The 15,146-nt window shown below is 72.1% G+C and carries 14 protein-coding genes and 1 tRNA gene; 13 read left to right on the forward strand and 2 right to left on the reverse strand.

The annotated features are described in order from the left end of the window. Positions 1-93 precede the first annotated feature (93 nt). From ACZ573_RS36475 to ACZ573_RS36505, 7 genes are all read left to right on the forward strand, one after another. Complete coding sequence (locus tag ACZ573_RS36475) at positions 94-1,440, forward strand: peptidoglycan-binding protein (RefSeq protein ID WP_471312915.1); 1,347 nt, start codon at positions 94-96, stop codon at positions 1,438-1,440. Beyond that, complete coding sequence (locus ACZ573_RS36480; RefSeq protein WP_471312866.1) at positions 1,437-3,347, forward strand: SPFH domain-containing protein; 1,911 nt, start codon at positions 1,437-1,439, stop codon at positions 3,345-3,347. The genes ACZ573_RS36475 and ACZ573_RS36480 overlap by 4 nt, the downstream gene beginning before the upstream one ends. A 211-nt stretch (positions 3,348-3,558) precedes the next feature. Continuing rightward, positions 3,559-4,152 (forward strand): lytic polysaccharide monooxygenase auxiliary activity family 9 protein, encoded by a 594-nt coding sequence (locus ACZ573_RS36485; RefSeq protein ID WP_468114083.1) that lies wholly within the window; start codon positions 3,559-3,561, stop codon positions 4,150-4,152. A 26-nt stretch (positions 4,153-4,178) separates the two neighbouring features. Beyond that, on the forward strand, positions 4,179-5,849 hold the full coding sequence (locus tag ACZ573_RS36490) for an AMP-binding protein (protein ID WP_471312868.1): 1,671 nt from the start codon (positions 4,179-4,181) through the stop codon (positions 5,847-5,849). Between the two features lie 108 nt (positions 5,850-5,957). Beyond that, the gene (locus tag ACZ573_RS36495; RefSeq protein WP_471312870.1) at positions 5,958-7,259 is read left to right on the forward strand and encodes a sensor histidine kinase; all 1,302 of its coding nucleotides are present in this window, start codon (positions 5,958-5,960) and stop codon (positions 7,257-7,259) included. Next, positions 7,226-7,897 carry a response regulator gene (locus ACZ573_RS36500; protein ID WP_471312872.1) on the forward strand — a complete coding sequence of 224 codons (672 nt, stop codon included), beginning with the start codon at positions 7,226-7,228 and terminating at the stop codon, positions 7,895-7,897. Before ACZ573_RS36495 ends, ACZ573_RS36500 begins: the two co-directional genes overlap by 34 nt. Before the next feature lie 48 nt (positions 7,898-7,945). Beyond that, positions 7,946-8,019: transfer RNA gene (locus ACZ573_RS36505), tRNA-Lys, on the forward strand. 99 nt (positions 8,020-8,118) lie between these two features. Here the strand turns inward: ACZ573_RS36505 and ACZ573_RS36510 are convergent. Next, on the reverse strand, positions 8,119-8,877 hold the full coding sequence (locus ACZ573_RS36510; RefSeq protein ID WP_030012142.1) for an IclR family transcriptional regulator: 759 nt from the start codon (positions 8,875-8,877) through the stop codon (positions 8,119-8,121). 250 nt (positions 8,878-9,127) lie between these two features. Between ACZ573_RS36510 and ACZ573_RS36515 the strand changes: the two genes are divergently transcribed. The 4 genes from ACZ573_RS36515 (at position 9,128) to ACZ573_RS36530 (ending at position 13,374) form a co-directional block, all read left to right on the forward strand. Beyond that, positions 9,128-10,267, forward strand: a complete 1,140-nt coding sequence (locus tag ACZ573_RS36515) for an LLM class flavin-dependent oxidoreductase (protein WP_471312874.1) — start codon at positions 9,128-9,130, stop codon at positions 10,265-10,267. Positions 10,268-10,522: 255 nt separating this feature from the next. Further along, entirely contained in the window at positions 10,523-12,217 is a 1,695-nt protein-coding gene (locus ACZ573_RS36520; RefSeq protein ID WP_471312877.1) for a glycosyl hydrolase family 18 protein, read from the forward strand. A gap of 160 nt (positions 12,218-12,377) precedes the next feature. After that, entirely contained in the window at positions 12,378-13,238 is an 861-nt protein-coding gene (locus ACZ573_RS36525) for a helix-turn-helix domain-containing protein (RefSeq protein ID WP_471312879.1), read from the forward strand. Continuing rightward, complete coding sequence (locus tag ACZ573_RS36530) at positions 13,186-13,374, forward strand: DUF397 domain-containing protein (RefSeq protein ID WP_471312881.1); 189 nt, start codon at positions 13,186-13,188, stop codon at positions 13,372-13,374. The genes ACZ573_RS36525 and ACZ573_RS36530 overlap by 53 nt, the downstream gene beginning before the upstream one ends. 3 nt (positions 13,375-13,377) lie before the next feature. Here the strand turns inward: ACZ573_RS36530 and ACZ573_RS36535 are convergent, their stop codons facing one another. After that, complete coding sequence (locus ACZ573_RS36535; RefSeq protein WP_471312883.1) at positions 13,378-14,364, reverse strand: helix-turn-helix transcriptional regulator; 987 nt, start codon at positions 14,362-14,364, stop codon at positions 13,378-13,380. 263 nt (positions 14,365-14,627) lie between these two features. Between ACZ573_RS36535 and ACZ573_RS36540 the strand changes: the two genes are divergently transcribed. Continuing rightward, entirely contained in the window at positions 14,628-14,810 is a 183-nt protein-coding gene (locus ACZ573_RS36540; RefSeq protein WP_471312885.1) for a hypothetical protein, read from the forward strand. A 5-nt stretch (positions 14,811-14,815) separates the two neighbouring features. Beyond that, entirely contained in the window at positions 14,816-15,142 is a 327-nt protein-coding gene (locus ACZ573_RS36545; RefSeq protein ID WP_471312887.1) for a hypothetical protein, read from the forward strand. The last annotated feature ends 4 nt before the right edge of the window (positions 15,143-15,146 follow it).

Here is a 15,146-nt window from a genome sequence, read left to right on the forward strand (position 1 = left end):
CATCAGCTGTGGCTCCGGCCGACCGGTGGACGAGTGGACGAGCAGGGGAGTGGACGGAACCGCATGACGATGCAGCCTCCGACGCATGTGCAGATGCCGATGCCCGGTTTCGAGGAGTACGAGCCCGCGGGCGACTGTGTGTGCCGGGGCTGCGCCCAGCGCCGCCGCACCCTCACCCGCGCGCGGGCCATACCGCTCCGGGACGGGGGGCACCCGGCCGCACGCGGCGCCCGCCGGGCGCTGGTGCTGGCCGCCGCCGCGGGAGTGGTCCTGGGCGGCGGCAGTACGACCGCGGTGGCCGTGACCACCCCGGCCCCGGGGCCGGGGCCGGTGGCCCTGGACGACCCGGGCTCCCCGCAGGGCGGCCGGACCCCGCTGCACGGCCCGAAGGGCGGGCCGGTGGGGAAGCCCGGCGCTCCGGCCAGGCCCGGCGCGGTGCGGCGGATCGACCGCGCGACGATCATCAACCGGGCGAAGCTGTGGCTGGACGCGGAGGTCCCGTACAGCATGTCCGAGTACTGGACGGACGGGTACCGGCAGGACTGCTCGGGCTACGTCTCCATGGTCTGGAACCTCGGGACGAACGAATGGACCGGCAGTCTCGACAAATTCGCCACCAAGATCACCAAAGATGAGCTGCTGCCGGGGGACATGCTCCTCTTCCACAACCCGGCCGACCCCAACAACGGCTCGCACGTGGTCATCTTCGGCGGCTGGGTCGACTCGACGCACACGCACTACGTCGCCTACGAGCAGACGCGCCCGAACACACGGAAGCTGGCCACGCCCTACGGGTACTGGAGCAACGCGACGAAGTACGTCCCGTACCGGTTCAACGGGGTGCCGGGCGGCATCCTGCCCGACGTCCCGGGCGACCAGCCCCCGGCGGGCGCCAAGCCGGGGGACGCGACCGTCTTCCCGGGCGCGGACAAGTTCGGCCCCGGCGTGACCAACGACTACGTGGCCCAGCTCGGCCGGATGCTGATCGAGCGCGGCGCGTACCGCTTCTACCCCAAGGGCGTGGCCGACCGGACGTGGAGCGACCACGACAAGCTCGCCACCGCGGCCTTCCAGCGCGCACAGGGCTGGACGGGCGCGGACGCCGACGGCATCCCGGGCACCCACACCTGGAAGCTGCTGGTCGAGAAGCAGGGCAAGAACATTCCGCCGACGGTGGCGGGCGCGCCGGGGCCGGGCGGGGTGCGGGCCTACCCGGGCGCCGCGGTGTTCCGCCCGGGCCAGTCGCACGAGGCCATCAGGGCTCTTGGCCGTCAGCTGGCGAAGAAGGGCTTCGGCAAGTACTACACATCCGGTCCGGGCCTGCGCTGGAGCGAGGCCGACCGCCGCAACGTCGAGGCCTTCCAGCGTGCGCAGGGCTGGACCGGCGCATCGGCCAACGGCTACCCGGGCCCGGAAACCTGGCGCCGGCTGTTCGCATGACGGAGGTAACGATGTTCCCCACGCGCACCACCTCGACGACGGGCACCCTCCGAGTGCCGCCGCTGGCCGCCCCGGTGGCGGTCCGGGCGGCGGATCCCGCGCCCGCTCCTGCCCCTGACCCTGCCCCCGCGCCCGCCCCCGCGCCCGCGCCCGAGCCCGCCCCTGCCTCCGTAGTCATGCCGGCAGCTCACCCGGTGTGGGCCGCGGAGCCGACGCCCATGCCGGAGCCGGTGCACGCGGCCGTCACCGTCGCGGCGCCGCGCGAGGCCGTCCCGCCGAGCCCGCCGCCCGCCCTGGTGGGCAGCCCCGCCGCGCCGGAGCACGCCGTCGCCGCCGAGACCTCGTTCGGCTGGGCCGCGGCACGGGCCGCCCGCCCGGCTCCCGAGCTGCCGCACGGGTGGGAGGTCCCGGCGGCCCGGGCCCATCCGTACGACGAGGGGGACCAGGGCACCGCGACCATCCCGCACCCGCAGGACGCGGAGGCCCCCGCCGGGGTGGCCACCCTGCGCCTGCGCACCGTCGAGGTCGAAGCCGACACCCAAGCCGAAGCGGAGCCCGAAGCCGAGCCCGAAGCCGCGCTCGAAGCGGTGACCGCGCCCGCACCCGAGTACGTGCCCGCACCCGAGTACGTGCCCGCACCCGAGCACGAGTACGAGCACGTGCCCGAGTACGAGCCCGTCATCGCCCCTGATCCCGATCCCGATCCCGATCCCGAACCCGAACCCGTGCACCTGGCGCCGCCGCCACCGCACTCCGGCATCCCCGGGCCCGGACCGGTCGAGATCGTCGCCCAGGCGGTGGCCCGCGGCCTGGACGACGGCGGCGCCGTGCCGGACCTCCCGCGCCCCGGAGCCCACCGGGGCACCTCGGTCACCGAGGTGCCGGTGCACCTCCCGTTCCGCGGGACGCAGCAGTTCCCGGCGGTGCCCACACCCGCATCCGCACCCGCACCCGCGGTCACCGCACCCGCCGCCCGTGCCCCGCGCCCCGCCCCCGGACGCCGGGTCCCCCGCGGCGACGACCGCCTCCGGGAACACCGCGGCCCGGTGCTGCCCGGCTGGGTCGGCGTGGCCGTCGGCGGGCTGGCCCTCGCCGGCTGCGTGGCCGTGCTGTGGCGGGCCGGGGTCGTCCCCGCCGCCTTCGTGGCCGCCTTCGGCGCGACCCCCCGCGCCTATCACGGCCTGCGCGCCACGCACTGGCCGCCGCTCGCCTTCCTCGGGATCGTCGCCCTCGTGTCGCTCGGCGGACTCGGCCGGGCCCGTACCGGCCACGCCTGGGTGCTCACCCTCTTCGGCCGCTACCGCGGCACGGTCCGGCGTACCGGCCTGACCTGGGTCAGTCCGCTGCTCCTGCGCCGCCGGGTCGACGTACGCCTGCGCCACTGGCGCAGCGACCCGATGCCCGCCGTGGACTCGGGCGGCCTCGCCCTCCAGGTCGTCGTCCAGGTCGTCTGGCAGGTCAGGGACACCGCACGCGCCACCCTCGCCGTCGAGGACCACACGGAGTACCTCGCCGAGCAGGTCGAATCGGCCATGGCCCGCGTGCTGTCGCAGCTGCCCGCCGACGCCTTCCACGAGGACGCCCCGACCCTGCGCGATGCCGAGGCCGTCGGTGACGCGCTGACCCGGATGCTGGCGGCCGAGACCGAGGCGGTCGGGATCGAGGTGTTCTCGGCCCAGCCGACCCGGATCGAGTACGCGGCCGAGGTGGCCGAGGCCATGCGCCGCCGCCGGGTCGCGGCGATCGACGCCAAGCACCGGGACGCCGTGCTGACCTCGGTCGTGGACGCCGTCGACGACACCGTCCACCGGCTGACCTCGCGCGGGCTGGTCGAGCTCGACGACTACGAGCGCAAGGCGCTGGTGAAGGACCTCACGGTCGCCTTCTACACGGGCCGCTCCGAGTAAAGAGCGACAGGGGAGACCGGAGGAGTTCAGGAAGGTCCAGTGGTACGGGAGCGGGTGGCCGGAAGTTACCGGACCACCCGTTTTCCCAGTGGTATGGACATGGCCAACTCTCGTCAATAATCTGGGACTTGGTCTAGACCTAATCCCCTCACGCGCGCGCGCTCTCATCGAACTCCCCCCACGTTCAAGGAGCATCATGCGTCCCATCCGCATGCCCAAACGGGCCGGCGTCGCCGCGCTCGGCCTCGGCCTCGTCGCCGGGATCACCCTCGTCAGCGCCCCCACCGCCAGCAGCCACGGCTACACCGACACCCCGATCAGCCGCCAGAAGCTCTGCGCCAACCGCACCGTCTCCGACTGCGGCGCGATCCAGTGGGAACCGCAGAGCGTCGAGGGCTTCAAGGGGTTCCCGGCCGCCGGCCCCGCCGACGGCAAGATATGTTCCGGCGGACTCTCCCAGTTCTCCGAGCTCGACGACCCGCGCGGCGGCGCCTGGCCCACCACCAAGGTGACCAGCGGGCAGAGCTACTCCTTCCGGTGGCAGTTCACCGCCAACCACTCCACCACCGACTTCAAGTACTACGTCACCAAGAACGGCTGGACCGGCACCAAGGCGCTCACCCGCGCCGACCTCGAACCCCAGCCCTTCCTCACGGTCGCCTACAACGGCGCCCGCCCCGCCATGACCACCGTCCACCAGGGCGCCATGCCGAGCGGCAAGACGGGCCGGCACCTGATCCTGGCCGTCTGGACCGTCAACGACACCCCGATGGCGTTCTACGCCTGCTCCGACGTTCAATTCTGACGCTACGTCAGCTAACCTCCGGCGGCATGCGGACGACGACTGCACCCGAAACCGTCGCGGAGCTCATAGCGCGCCAATGGGGCGACCACCGGCCCGGGCTGAAACACGAGAACGGTGTCCTCACCCACCACCGGACCGCCCAGGAGGCCGCCGCGCGCGCCGCGCTCCTCGTCGATCTCATGCCTCCGGGGGCCGAGCCGCACCTCGGGGTCCTGCTCGACAACACCCCCGAGTTCCCGTTCTGGCTCGGCGCGGCGGCCCTCGCCGGGGCCGCCGTCGCCGGGATCAACCCCACCCGGCGCGGTCCCGAACTGGCCCGCGACATCCTCCACACCGACTGCCGGATCCTGATCACCGAGCGTGCCCACCTGCCGTTGCTGCGCGGCCTCGACCTGCCCGGCGTACGCGTCCTGGTCACCGGCACCGAGGAGTACGAGGCCCTGCTCGCCCCCTACGCCGCCGCCGAGCCCGGCGAAGCCGCGCTGCGGGCCCCCGCACCCGGCTCCCGCCTCCTCCTCTACTTCACCTCCGGCTCCACCGGCGCCCCCAAGGCCGCCATCTGCACCCAGGGCCGCCTCGCCGCGGCCGGCTCGGCACTCGCCCGCCAGTTCTCCGTCACCCCGGACGACGTCCACTACATCTGCATGCCGCTCTTCCACGGCAACGCCGTCATCGCCGACTGGCTGCCGGCGCTCGTCGGCGGGGCCCCGGTGGCGCTGCGCCGCCGCTTCTCGGCCTCCGCGTTCCTGGACGACGTACGGGCGTACGGGGCCACGTACTTCACCTACGTCGGGCGGGCGGTCCAGTACCTCCTGGCCACCGAACCCCGCCCCGACGACCGCGAGCACAGCCTCCGGCTCGGCTTCGGTACCGAGGCCGGCGCGGTGGACGCGGCCCGCTTCGCCGAGCGCTTCGGGGTCCGGCTGGTGGAGGGCTACGGGGCCACCGAGGGCGGCGCCTCCGTCCAGCGCACCCCGGACACCCCGCCGGGCGCCCTGGGCCGGGCGGGCGCGGGCGACGACCTGGCGGTGATCGACCCGGCCACCGGCGCGGAATGCCCGCCCGCGGTCCTCGCCCCGGACGGCCGCCTGCTGAACGGCTCGGCGGCGATCGGCGAACTGGTCAACCGGGGCCGCAGCCTGTTCGAGGGCTACTGGCGCAACCCGGACGCGGAGGCCGACCGCACCCGCGACGGCTGGTACTGGACGGGAGACCTCTTCTTCCGCGACGCGGCGGGCTTCCTCTACTTCGCGGGCCGCACCGACGACCGGCTCCGCGTCGACAGCGAGAACCTCGCGGCGGCGATGATCGAGAACATCCTGGCCCGCTGGACGGACGCGGCGGCGGTCGCCGTCTACGCCGTCCCGGACGAGGTGGCGGGGGACCAGGTCATGGCGGCCCTCGCACTCCGGGAGGGCGCGGCCTTCGACCCGTCCGCTTTCGAGACCTTCCTCTCCCGCCAGCCGGACCTGGGCACGAAGATGGCCCCGCGCTACGTCCGCGTCGTCGAGGCCATGCCGACCACGGCGACGAGCAAGATCCACCGAGTCTCCCTCCGCCGCGAGGGCTTCCGCTGCGAAGACCCGGTCTGGCACCGCTCCCCGTCCGGCGCCTACACCCCCCTGGACGCGGCCGCCCTGACCGCCCTCCTCGCCGCGTACGAAGCCCAGGGCCGCACGGCCCTCCTGACCCACTGACCGCGGCCCCACCGTCGCCGGGCGGGGTCCGGGGTGGGGCTGGGTATACCCGGCGGACGCCCGGTGGGGCCATGGTCCGGGCAGGCGGCCCGCGGCTAGCGTGCCCGCATGGACGATCACCCCCGCACCCCCTGGCCCGCCCTGACCCGCGGCCGGTACCTGCGTTCCGCCTGGCCGTGGCGGTCCGCTGGGTACCTCGCCGGGAGCGCCCTCACCGGGATCCCCGTCCTCCTCGCCCTCGTCCTCCTCGCCGGGGCCGGCGCCACGCTCGGCCCCGTCCTCGTCGGCCTGCCGCTGCTCGCCCTGCTCGGCCTCGTCGGCGTACCGGCCGGCGCCGTCGAACGCCGCCGCCTGCGCCTCGTCGACCGCACCCCCACCGGCACCCCCCATCGCACCCCCGCCGAACCCGGCCTCCTCGCCTGGGCCCGGCTGCGCTACCGCGAGCAGGCCACCTGGCGCGAGCTCGCCTACGCCGTCCTGCACGGCCTCCTGCTCTGGTGGGTCGACCTCGCCGCCGTCGGGACCCTGCTCGGCCTGCCGCTGCTCCTGCTCACCACCCCGCTCCAGCTCGCCCTCGCCGCCGACGGCGAGGTCAAGGTGGTCAAGCTCTGGCTGGTCACCTCCTACCCGGTCGCCTTCGCGATCGCCGCCGCCGGGGCCCTGCTGCTCCCCGCCCTCCTCTACCCGCTCGGCGCCCTCGCCGGGGCACGCGCCGCCCTCACCCGCTCCCTGCTCGCTCCCCGCGAGCGCGAGCTCCCGGGTCTGCTCGCCGAGGTCACCCGCTCCCGGGCCCGGCTCGTCGCCGCCTTCGAGGCCGAGCGCCGCCGGATCGAGCGCGACCTGCACGACGGCGCCCAGCAGCGGCTCGTCGCCCTCACCATGACCCTCGGCCTCGCCCGCCTCGACGCACCCCCGGGCCCGCTCGCCGACCGGCTCGCGACCGCCCACGACGAGGCCGGCAAGGTCCTCGCGGAACTGCGCGAGCTGATCCACGGCATCCACCCCCAGGTGCTCACCGACTACGGCCTCACCGGCGCCCTCGCCGACGTCGCCGAGCGTTCCACCGTCCCCGTGGACGCCGATCTGGGTACCGGTCTGCCCCGCCTCCCGGAGGCCGTCGAGGCCGCCGCCTACTTCGGGGTCTGCGAGGCCCTCGCCAACATCGGCAGGCACAGCGGCGCGGCCCGCGCCGCCGTCACCGCCCGGCACACCGGCGCCGCGCTGCTCATAGACGTCACCGACGACGGCCGCGGCGGAGCGGATCCGGCCGCCGGGTCCGGGCTGACCGGACTGGCCGACCGGATCGCGGTCCTCGATGGCACACTGACGATCACCAGCCCCCCCGGTGGCCCGACCGTTCTGAGCCTGGAGATCCCGTGCCCGGTGATCAGCCCCACGAGCAATCCCTGAGCATCGTCCTCGCCGAGGACGGGGTCCTGCTGCGCGAAGGGCTCGTAGGCCTGCTGACGCGTTTCGGCCACCGGGTGGCGGCCGCCGTCGGGGACGCGGACGAGCTCCGTCGCGCCGTGGCCGTCCACGCCCCGGACATCGTCGTGACCGACGTACGGATGCCCCCGGGCCTGTCCGACGACGGACTGCGCGCCGCCGTGGAGCTCCGGACCGCGCGCCCGGACCTGCCGGTGCTGGTGCTCAGCCAGTACGTGCAGCGCTCGTACGCCGCCGACCTGCTGGATTCCGGGGACGGCAGCGGCGTCGGCTACCTGCTGAAGGACCGGGTCGGGCAGGTGGAGCAGTTCCTCGACGCGGTGGTCACGGTGGCCGGCGGCGGCACGGTGGTGGACCCGGAGGTCGTACGCCAGCTCCTGCGCCGGCGGCGCGACCCGCTGGCCGCGCTGACCCCGCGGGAACGGGAGGTCCTGGCCCTGGTGGCGGAGGGGAAGTCGAACGGGGCCGTGGCCCGGGAGCTGGTGGTGTCCGAGGCGGCCATCGGCAAGCACATCGGGAACATCCTGGGAAAGCTCGACCTGCCGCCCGCCGAGGACACCCACCGCCGGGTCCTGGCGGTCCTCGCGTACCTCCGCGGCTAATGGTTTTGAGCACCCCTGAGGACCAGGTAGTATTTTCTCTGTCAGCAGGCGCCGCTAGCTCAGTTGGTTAGAGCAGCTGACTCTTAATCAGCGGGTCCGGGGTTCGAGTCCCTGGCGGCGCACCTGTCCTTCGGGCGGTTTCCGGTTTCACCGGGAACCGCCCGAAGTGTTTTCCGGGCCCGTCGGCCCATCGGCCCGCCCGCCCCGCGCTCCCGACCGTCCTAGAGCGTGAGCGACAGCAGCAGCGGTGCGGCCTTCCGGTTCAAGGTGTCCGCCGCGGCCCGCAGCCGGTGCGCGTGCTCGACCGGCATCGACAGGGCCAGGCAGCCCACCGAGGCCCCGGCCGTGATCGGGACCGCCGCGCAGACCGTGCCCACGGCGTATTCCTGCAGGTCCAGCATGGGCACCGTGGCGGGCTGGGCGTCCAGCTTGGAGAACAGGATCCGCTCGTTCACGATCGTCTTCGACGTGAGCCGGGCGATCTTGTGCCGGGACAGGTGGTCGCGCCGCCCGTTCAGGTCGAGCTGGGTCAGCAGACACTTGCCGACCGCACTGGCGTGCGCGGCGGAGCGGAAGTCGACCCACTCGTGCACCTTCGGGGTGCGGGGACTGTCCGCGAACTGCGTGATCCGGACCTCACCGTCCACGTACCGGCTGATGTAGACGGCCGCGCCGACCGAGTCGCGCAGCCGGTCCAGGGTCTCCTGGAGCTTGTCGGTGAGCGCCTGCTGCCGGTCGATGCCGGAGCCGAGCAGGACGAGGGAATCCCCTATGGCGTAAGCACCGTCCGACACCTGCAGGACATATCCCTCCCGGCGCAGCATGAGCAGCATCGGAGCGAGATGGGCTGCGGGCAGGCCGGTCTCACGCGCGATCTGCACGTCCGTCACACCGCCGGTGTGACGTGCGATCGTTTCGAGTACGCGTAGTGCGTACTGCACCGAGTGGAACGGCGCGGTCGGCTCGGGCTTCAGCGCCACGGTTTCCCCCTAGCAGGTTGTTACCGCTTGCCCTACCACGATAGCCATCAAGAGGCGCATGTGGAGCGCCTGTTGGAGAGATTGCTGGCTCAAAGATGTCTGTCTGCCTGGATCTACTCCAATGGCATATGCCATTGGCATGATCATCGCTCCGTCCCACCGGGAATGCCCGGCGGCCGTCCACGGTTCGAGTTCTTCGTACGGTGTCGCACTGATGCCGCACGCACAGGAGAGCGAAACGGGAGCGACGATGAGTGACGCAGGGGACGACGCACAGGCCCGCGTGAGGGCGGGCGCGGCGGAGAACCGGAACGCGAGCGGGATCCGCGGCACCGCCCACGGCCGGGCGACCGTACCCCTCTCCGTCCTGGACCTCGTCACCGTCGGAGCGGGCAGCACCGCCCACGCCTCCCTCCGCACCAGCGTCGAGATCGCCCGCCTCGCCGAATCCCGCGGCTACCACCGCCACTGGGTCGCCGAGCACCACTCCATGCCCGGCGTCGCCAGCTCCTCGCCCGCCGTGATCCTGGCCCACCTCGCCGCGCACACCTCCCGCATCCGGCTCGGTTCCGGCGGGGTCATGCTGCCCAACCACGCTCCGCTCGCCGTCGCCGAGCAGTTCGGCACCCTGGAGGCGCTCGCCCCGGGCCGGATCGACCTCGGACTCGGCCGCGCGCCCGGCACCGACGGCCGCACCGCCGCCGCGCTGCGCGGACCCGGGCGTCTGGACGAGGCCGCCGACGAGTTCCCCCGGCAGCTCGCGGAGCTCACCCGCTTCCTCGACGACGACTTCCCCGACGGGCATCCGTACGCCCGCGTGCACGCCGTACCGGGCCCGGTCCAGGGGCCCGCCGGCCGGCCGCCGCTGTGGCTGCTCGGCTCCTCCGGCTTCAGCGCCCGCCTCGCAGGCGAGCTCGGCCTGCCCTTCGCCTACGCCCACCACTTCTCGGCGGCCGGCACCCTGCCCGCGCTCGACCTCTACCGCCAGAGCTTCCGCCCCTCGGCCGTCCTCGATGCCCCCTACGCCGTCATCGGAGTCTCCGCGCTCGCCGCCGACACCGACGAGGCGGCCCGGGCCCAGGTGCTCACGGGCGCGCTGTCGATGCTGCGCCTGCGCACCGGACGGCCCGGCCTGATCCCGACGCCCGAGGAGGCGGCGGCGTACCCCTTCTCCCCGCTGGAGCGGGAGTTCGTGGACAGCTGGCTCGCGAACGTCGTCCACGGCACCCCCGACGAGGTCCGCACCGGGCTGGACGACCTGGCGAAGCGGACGGGCGCGGACGAGCTGATGCTGACCACCAACGCCCACGGCGGGGCGGCCCGGTTGCGCTCGTACGAGCTCATCGCAGATGCGTACGGCATGCCGGTGGAGGCGCCCGCCGCCGATTGACGGCATGCGAACGGCGTTTGGCTGGTTTGTTGCCGAAACCTTGCGCGGAGCTGCCTGAAGGCAGCCTTAAACCGCTCGTCACCCGGGGTGGCGAGCGGTTTCTGATGTGCGCTCAAGTCTCTGACTTGGGGAAATAGCGCGTGAGTGGTCTAGTCCTTCTTTGGTCCGAACCATTGACGTGGGGGTGGAGTGATCGCTATCACTTCTCTCACCCGAACCGCTTGAACTCCCCTCCCACCCCCACGGAGACAGCTCATGCACATCCGTAAACCACTCCTCGCAGCCGCCGCCACGGCCGCGCTGGCCGCCGGAGCGCTGGCCTCCTTCGCGGGACTCGGCACCGCCCAGGCCGCCGACGCCTCGGCCGGCGCCGCGGCGGGCGGTGTCCGTATCGCCTACTACGACCAGTGGAGCGTGTACGGCAACGCCTTCTACCCCAAGCACCTCGACACCCGCGGCATAGCGGGCAAGCTGGACGTCATCAACTACTCGTTCGGCAACATCCACCCCACCAACCTCACCTGTTTCGAGGCGAACAAGGCGGCGGGTGACGACAACAACCCCAACGCCGGTGACGGCGCGGGTGACTCGTACGCCGACTACCAGAAGTCCTTCAGCGCCGTGGACAGCGTCAGCGGGGTCGCCGACAAGTGGGACCAGCCGATCGTCGGCGTCTTCAACCAGTTCAAGCAGCTGAAGGCCAAGTACCCCCACCTGAAGATCAACATCTCGATCGGCGGCTGGACCTACTCCAAGTACTTCAGCGACGCGGCGAAGACCGACGCCTCCCGCAAGAAGCTGGTCTCCTCCTGCATCGACCAGTACATCAAGGGAAACCTCCCGGTCGAGGGCGGCTACGGCGGCCAGGGCGTCGCGGCCGGGATCTTCGACGGCATCGACATCGACTGGGAGTACCCGGGCTCCTCCGGCGGCCACCTCGGCAACCACTACGCCCCCGAGGACAAGCAGAACTTCACGCTCCTGCTCAAGGAGTTCCGCGACCAGCTCGACGCCTACGGCCAGGCCAACGGCGGCAAGAAGTACCTGCTGACCTCGGCCCTCCCGGCCGGGCAGGACAAGATCAAGTACATCGAGACCGACAAGATCGGCCAGTACTTGGACTACGCCAACATCATGACGTACGACATGCACGGCGCCTGGGACGGCGACGGGCCGACGTACCACCAGTCCCCGCTCTACTCCGGCGCCAACGACCCGACCGACCCGATCGCGCCGGGCACCCAGAAGTACAGCATCGACAACGCGATCGACTCCTGGATCGACGGCAACCCCGCCTACGGCATCACCGGCGGCTTCCCCGCCAACAAGCTGACGCTGGGCTACGAGTTCTACTACCGCGGCTGGAAGGGCGTCCCCGCCGGGGCGAACAACGGACTCGCCCAGTCCGCGACCGGCGCCTCGGGCGCCCGGCCCACCAGCCAGCAGGCCGGTATCGCCAACTACAAGGAGCTCGGCGGCCTCGTCGACAACCCGGCGACCACCTTCTGGGACGACCAGGCCAAGGCCTCGTACTTCTACAAGGACGGCGAGTTCTTCACCGGTCTGAACCAGAGGTCCGTCCAGGCCCGGGTCGACTACGGCAAGCAGCGCGGCCTGGCCGGCGCGATGATGTACTCCCTGCTCGGCCTGGACAACAACACCACGCTGCTCAACCAGATCTCGGACGCCCTCGGCGGCACCACGGTCCCGCCGACCACCCCGCCGACGACGCCTCCGACCACTCCGCCCACGACCCCGCCGACCACGCCCCCGACCACCCCGCCGACGGGTTGCGGCTCGACCCCGGCGTACCTCGCGGGCACGATCTACACGGCCGGCAACGAGGTCTCCTACAACGGCCGCAAGTACAAGGCCCAGTGGTGGACGCAGAACGAGACGCCGGGCACCACCGGTGAATGGGGTGTCTGGAAGGACCTCGGCGCCTGCTGATCTCCCCCCACCCCGCGCCGAGCGACGCCTCCGCCCCGCCCCCACTCTCCCGGGGGCGGGGCGGAGGTGTGTGACATGGTTGCGGGATTTCGGACATCACTCCGTGTCGGCATCGCTACGCTCGGCCACAAGCTCATTCTCCGCTTGGGGGTGCCGTCTCATGGCTCAGGCCCGTGACATCGATCCCAGTGCCTCGCCGCTGGACTACTACAGCTACGAGCTGCGCCGGCTGAGGGAAGAGGCGGGCCTGAAACAGGCCCAGCTGGGCGCGATCATCTTCTGCACCGGGTCGCTGATCGGAATGATCGAGAACGGCAAGCGGGTCCCGACGCGGGACTTCTCGGAACGGGTGGACGCGGCGCTGGGCACGGACGGGCACTTCTCCCGCCTGGTGGGCCTGGTCCTGCGGAGCGTCTTGCCGACGTGGTTCCAGCCGTTCGCGGAGATGGAAGCCCGGGCGTCGTACATCTCTACGTACCAGGCCCAGCTGGTGTACGGACTCCTCCAGACAGAGGCCTATGCGCGCGCGGTACTGGCGACCGGACTGCCGGACAGTGTGGATGATCTGGTGGCGGCCCGCATGGACCGTCAGCGGATCATGTGTCAGGAGAATCCGCCCATGGTGTGGGTGGTGCTGGACGAAGCCGCCCTGCACCGGCCGATCGGTGGTCGGGAGGTCATGCGGAAACAGCTTGCTCACCTCTTGAGCCTTCGCGACAGGCGGTGGGTCAGGATCCAGGTGCTCCCCTTCTCGGCCGGTGAACACGCCAGTTTGATCGGTTCGTTCACGGCCATGCGGTTCGAGGGTGACCCGGACATCGTCTACTCGGAGGACCTGATCTCCGGACACATGACGGCCAACCCTGACACGGTCAAGGAAGGCGCCCTTCGTTACGCTCACTTGCAGGCCGCTGCTCTCTCTGTGGAGGACTCGGCAGCATTGATCATCCGCGTAATGGAGGAACGTTATGGGCACCAGCCAGAACCTGACCGACGCGGTGTGGCGGAAGTCGAGCTATAGCGGAAACACGGGCGGTGAATGCGTCGAGGTGGCCGCACAGCCCTGCCAGGTCGCCGTTCGGGACTCCAAGGACCCCGGCGGGCCGGTCTTCACGGTCACGGCAGACGCATTCGCGACCTTCGTCCGGAGTCTCTGACCGTCAAAGCCAGCCCTGCTGGGCCGCCTTGAGGCCGGCTTCGAAGCGGCTCGTCGCGTGGAGGCGTTCCATGAGGGCGGCCATCTGGCGCCTGACCGTGCGCAGCGACACCCCGAGCCGCTTGGCCGCGGCCTCGTCCGTCATGCCCGAGGCCAGGAGCTTCAGCAGTTCGAGTTCGGTCGCAGTGGGGCGGGTGTCGCTGGGGCGGGGGCGGTCGGCTCCGAGCGGTACGGCGGAGTCCCACGTCTGCTCGAACAGCTTGGTCAGGGAGGCCACGATCCCGGGCGCGCTGGTGCACAGCGCGCCCAGCCGGGAGTGGTCCGGGTTGATCGGGACGACCGCCACCGCGCGGTCGAATATCAGCAGGCGGGGTGGCAGGAGCGGACTCGTCCGCACCTGGCCGCCCTGCTCGGTCAGCCAGCGGGCGTAGGCCAGGGTCGTCGGATCGTTGCGGGCGCTGTCCTGGTAGACCGAGCGCATCTCGATGCCGCGGGCCAGTGCGCGCTCGTCCAGCGGCCGGGAGGCCTCCAGGCTCGCCTCGGACAGTGCGCCGCCCGGCAGGATCGCCAGGCATTCGCGGGTCAGTCCGTGGGCGAGCTGCTCCAGTCGGCCCTGGATGGCGTCCATCCCCACGAGCCGCTCCGCGCCGTCGACCTCGGTGTTCGGGCTGAGCTCCGCGAATTCCGAGACCACCTGCGCCGCGGCCGCCTTGCTGCGGGCCAGCTCCTGCTGCTGCCGGGCCAGTTCCTCCTCCTGGCGGCGCAGCAGCAGCTCCAGGCCCAGTTCGGGTCTCACCGCGCGCAGCCCGCCCGGGCAGTCCCGTGACGGTCTGAGCAGGTCCAGGTCGACGAGCCGGTCCAGGCCCTCGCGGACCTGCGTCTCGCTGAGGCCGAGGCGGGCGCTGAGCTCGGCGATCCCTCCGGAAGGGTCGGCCAGCATGCCCCGGTACACGGCTTCCACATCTGCTCCGAGACCCAGTGTCTGCAGCATCTCCCAGCCCCCCGGCGGTAGTTGGGCGGCCCGGCCGGCACCGCCTCCGCGATCGTAGGCGAAGTCTGTCACCAAGGTGCCAGGCCCGTTGGTGACAGCCGGAACCTCTTCTTCGCCGGGCCCGGGGGCAGCAACATGGTGATCACCGGGACGGCGGGGAGGGAACTCCCCGACTCAGGCCAGAGCCGCAAGGACGATCCGGGCCAGCGCGCAGCACACCGCACCGACCGCATCGCTTCCGAGCCTGTGACCTGGGGGAAACCATGTCCCGCACCGCCCGCTTCGCCGCTGTCGCCGCCGTCTTCACCGCCCTGTGCGCCGCTGCCGTCACCACCACCCCGGTGACCGCCTCCGCCGGGCACCACCACGTCAGTGCCTCCGACGACGGCAGCATCAACTGGGACACGGCGCCCTCGTCCGCCCGGGACAGCATCAACTGGGACTAGCCGGGATGCGCGTCGTCCGAGCCTCCCTCTCAGGGCCTCGCGCCGATCCGGACCAGGAGGGCATCCTCGCGCTCGTCTCCGATCTGATCTGGGCCCACACCCCCGCCGCGCACGGCCTCGAACACCTGCGGGCCAAAGCCGCCCGCGACGGCGTGGACGTCTACCTCTTCCTGCGGGCCGCCTCCGAAGCCGCGGCCCTCACCCAGGCCCACGCGATCCTCGACGGCGCCCGCGCCCCGCTGCGGGCGCACGGCTACCGCACCACCGAGCCGCACCGTGACCGTTCCTCAGGAGAACGCAGTGACCACCACCCTCCGTCAGGCTGCCCGTAAGAGC

This window comes from Streptomyces sp. NPDC040545, assembly GCF_055595065.1.

What these genes read in the sequence shown, in the direction of transcription:
- ACZ573_RS36475 (WP_471312915.1), top strand. Translation starts at nt 94, where the DNA reads ATGCCGATGCCCGGTTTCGAGGAGTACGAGCCCGCGGGCGACTGTGTG.
- ACZ573_RS36495 (WP_471312870.1), top strand. Translation starts at nt 5,958, where the DNA reads ATGGACGATCACCCCCGCACCCCCTGGCCCGCCCTGACCCGCGGCCGG.
- ACZ573_RS36525 (WP_471312879.1), top strand. Translation starts at nt 12,378, where the DNA reads ATGGCTCAGGCCCGTGACATCGATCCCAGTGCCTCGCCGCTGGACTAC.
- ACZ573_RS36540 (WP_471312885.1), top strand. Translation starts at nt 14,628, where the DNA reads ATGTCCCGCACCGCCCGCTTCGCCGCTGTCGCCGCCGTCTTCACCGCC.
- ACZ573_RS36515 (WP_471312874.1), top strand. Translation starts at nt 9,128, where the DNA reads ATGAGTGACGCAGGGGACGACGCACAGGCCCGCGTGAGGGCGGGCGCG.
- ACZ573_RS36480 (WP_471312866.1), top strand. Translation starts at nt 1,437, where the DNA reads ATGACGGAGGTAACGATGTTCCCCACGCGCACCACCTCGACGACGGGC.
- ACZ573_RS36485 (WP_468114083.1), top strand. Translation starts at nt 3,559, where the DNA reads ATGCCCAAACGGGCCGGCGTCGCCGCGCTCGGCCTCGGCCTCGTCGCC.
- ACZ573_RS36520 (WP_471312877.1), top strand. Translation starts at nt 10,523, where the DNA reads ATGCACATCCGTAAACCACTCCTCGCAGCCGCCGCCACGGCCGCGCTG.
- ACZ573_RS36530 (WP_471312881.1), top strand. Translation starts at nt 13,186, where the DNA reads ATGGGCACCAGCCAGAACCTGACCGACGCGGTGTGGCGGAAGTCGAGC.
- ACZ573_RS36490 (WP_471312868.1), top strand. Translation starts at nt 4,179, where the DNA reads ATGCGGACGACGACTGCACCCGAAACCGTCGCGGAGCTCATAGCGCGC.
- ACZ573_RS36545 (WP_471312887.1), top strand. Translation starts at nt 14,816, where the DNA reads ATGCGCGTCGTCCGAGCCTCCCTCTCAGGGCCTCGCGCCGATCCGGAC.
- ACZ573_RS36535 (WP_471312883.1), bottom strand. Translation starts at nt 14,364, where the DNA reads ATGCTGCAGACACTGGGTCTCGGAGCAGATGTGGAAGCCGTGTACCGG.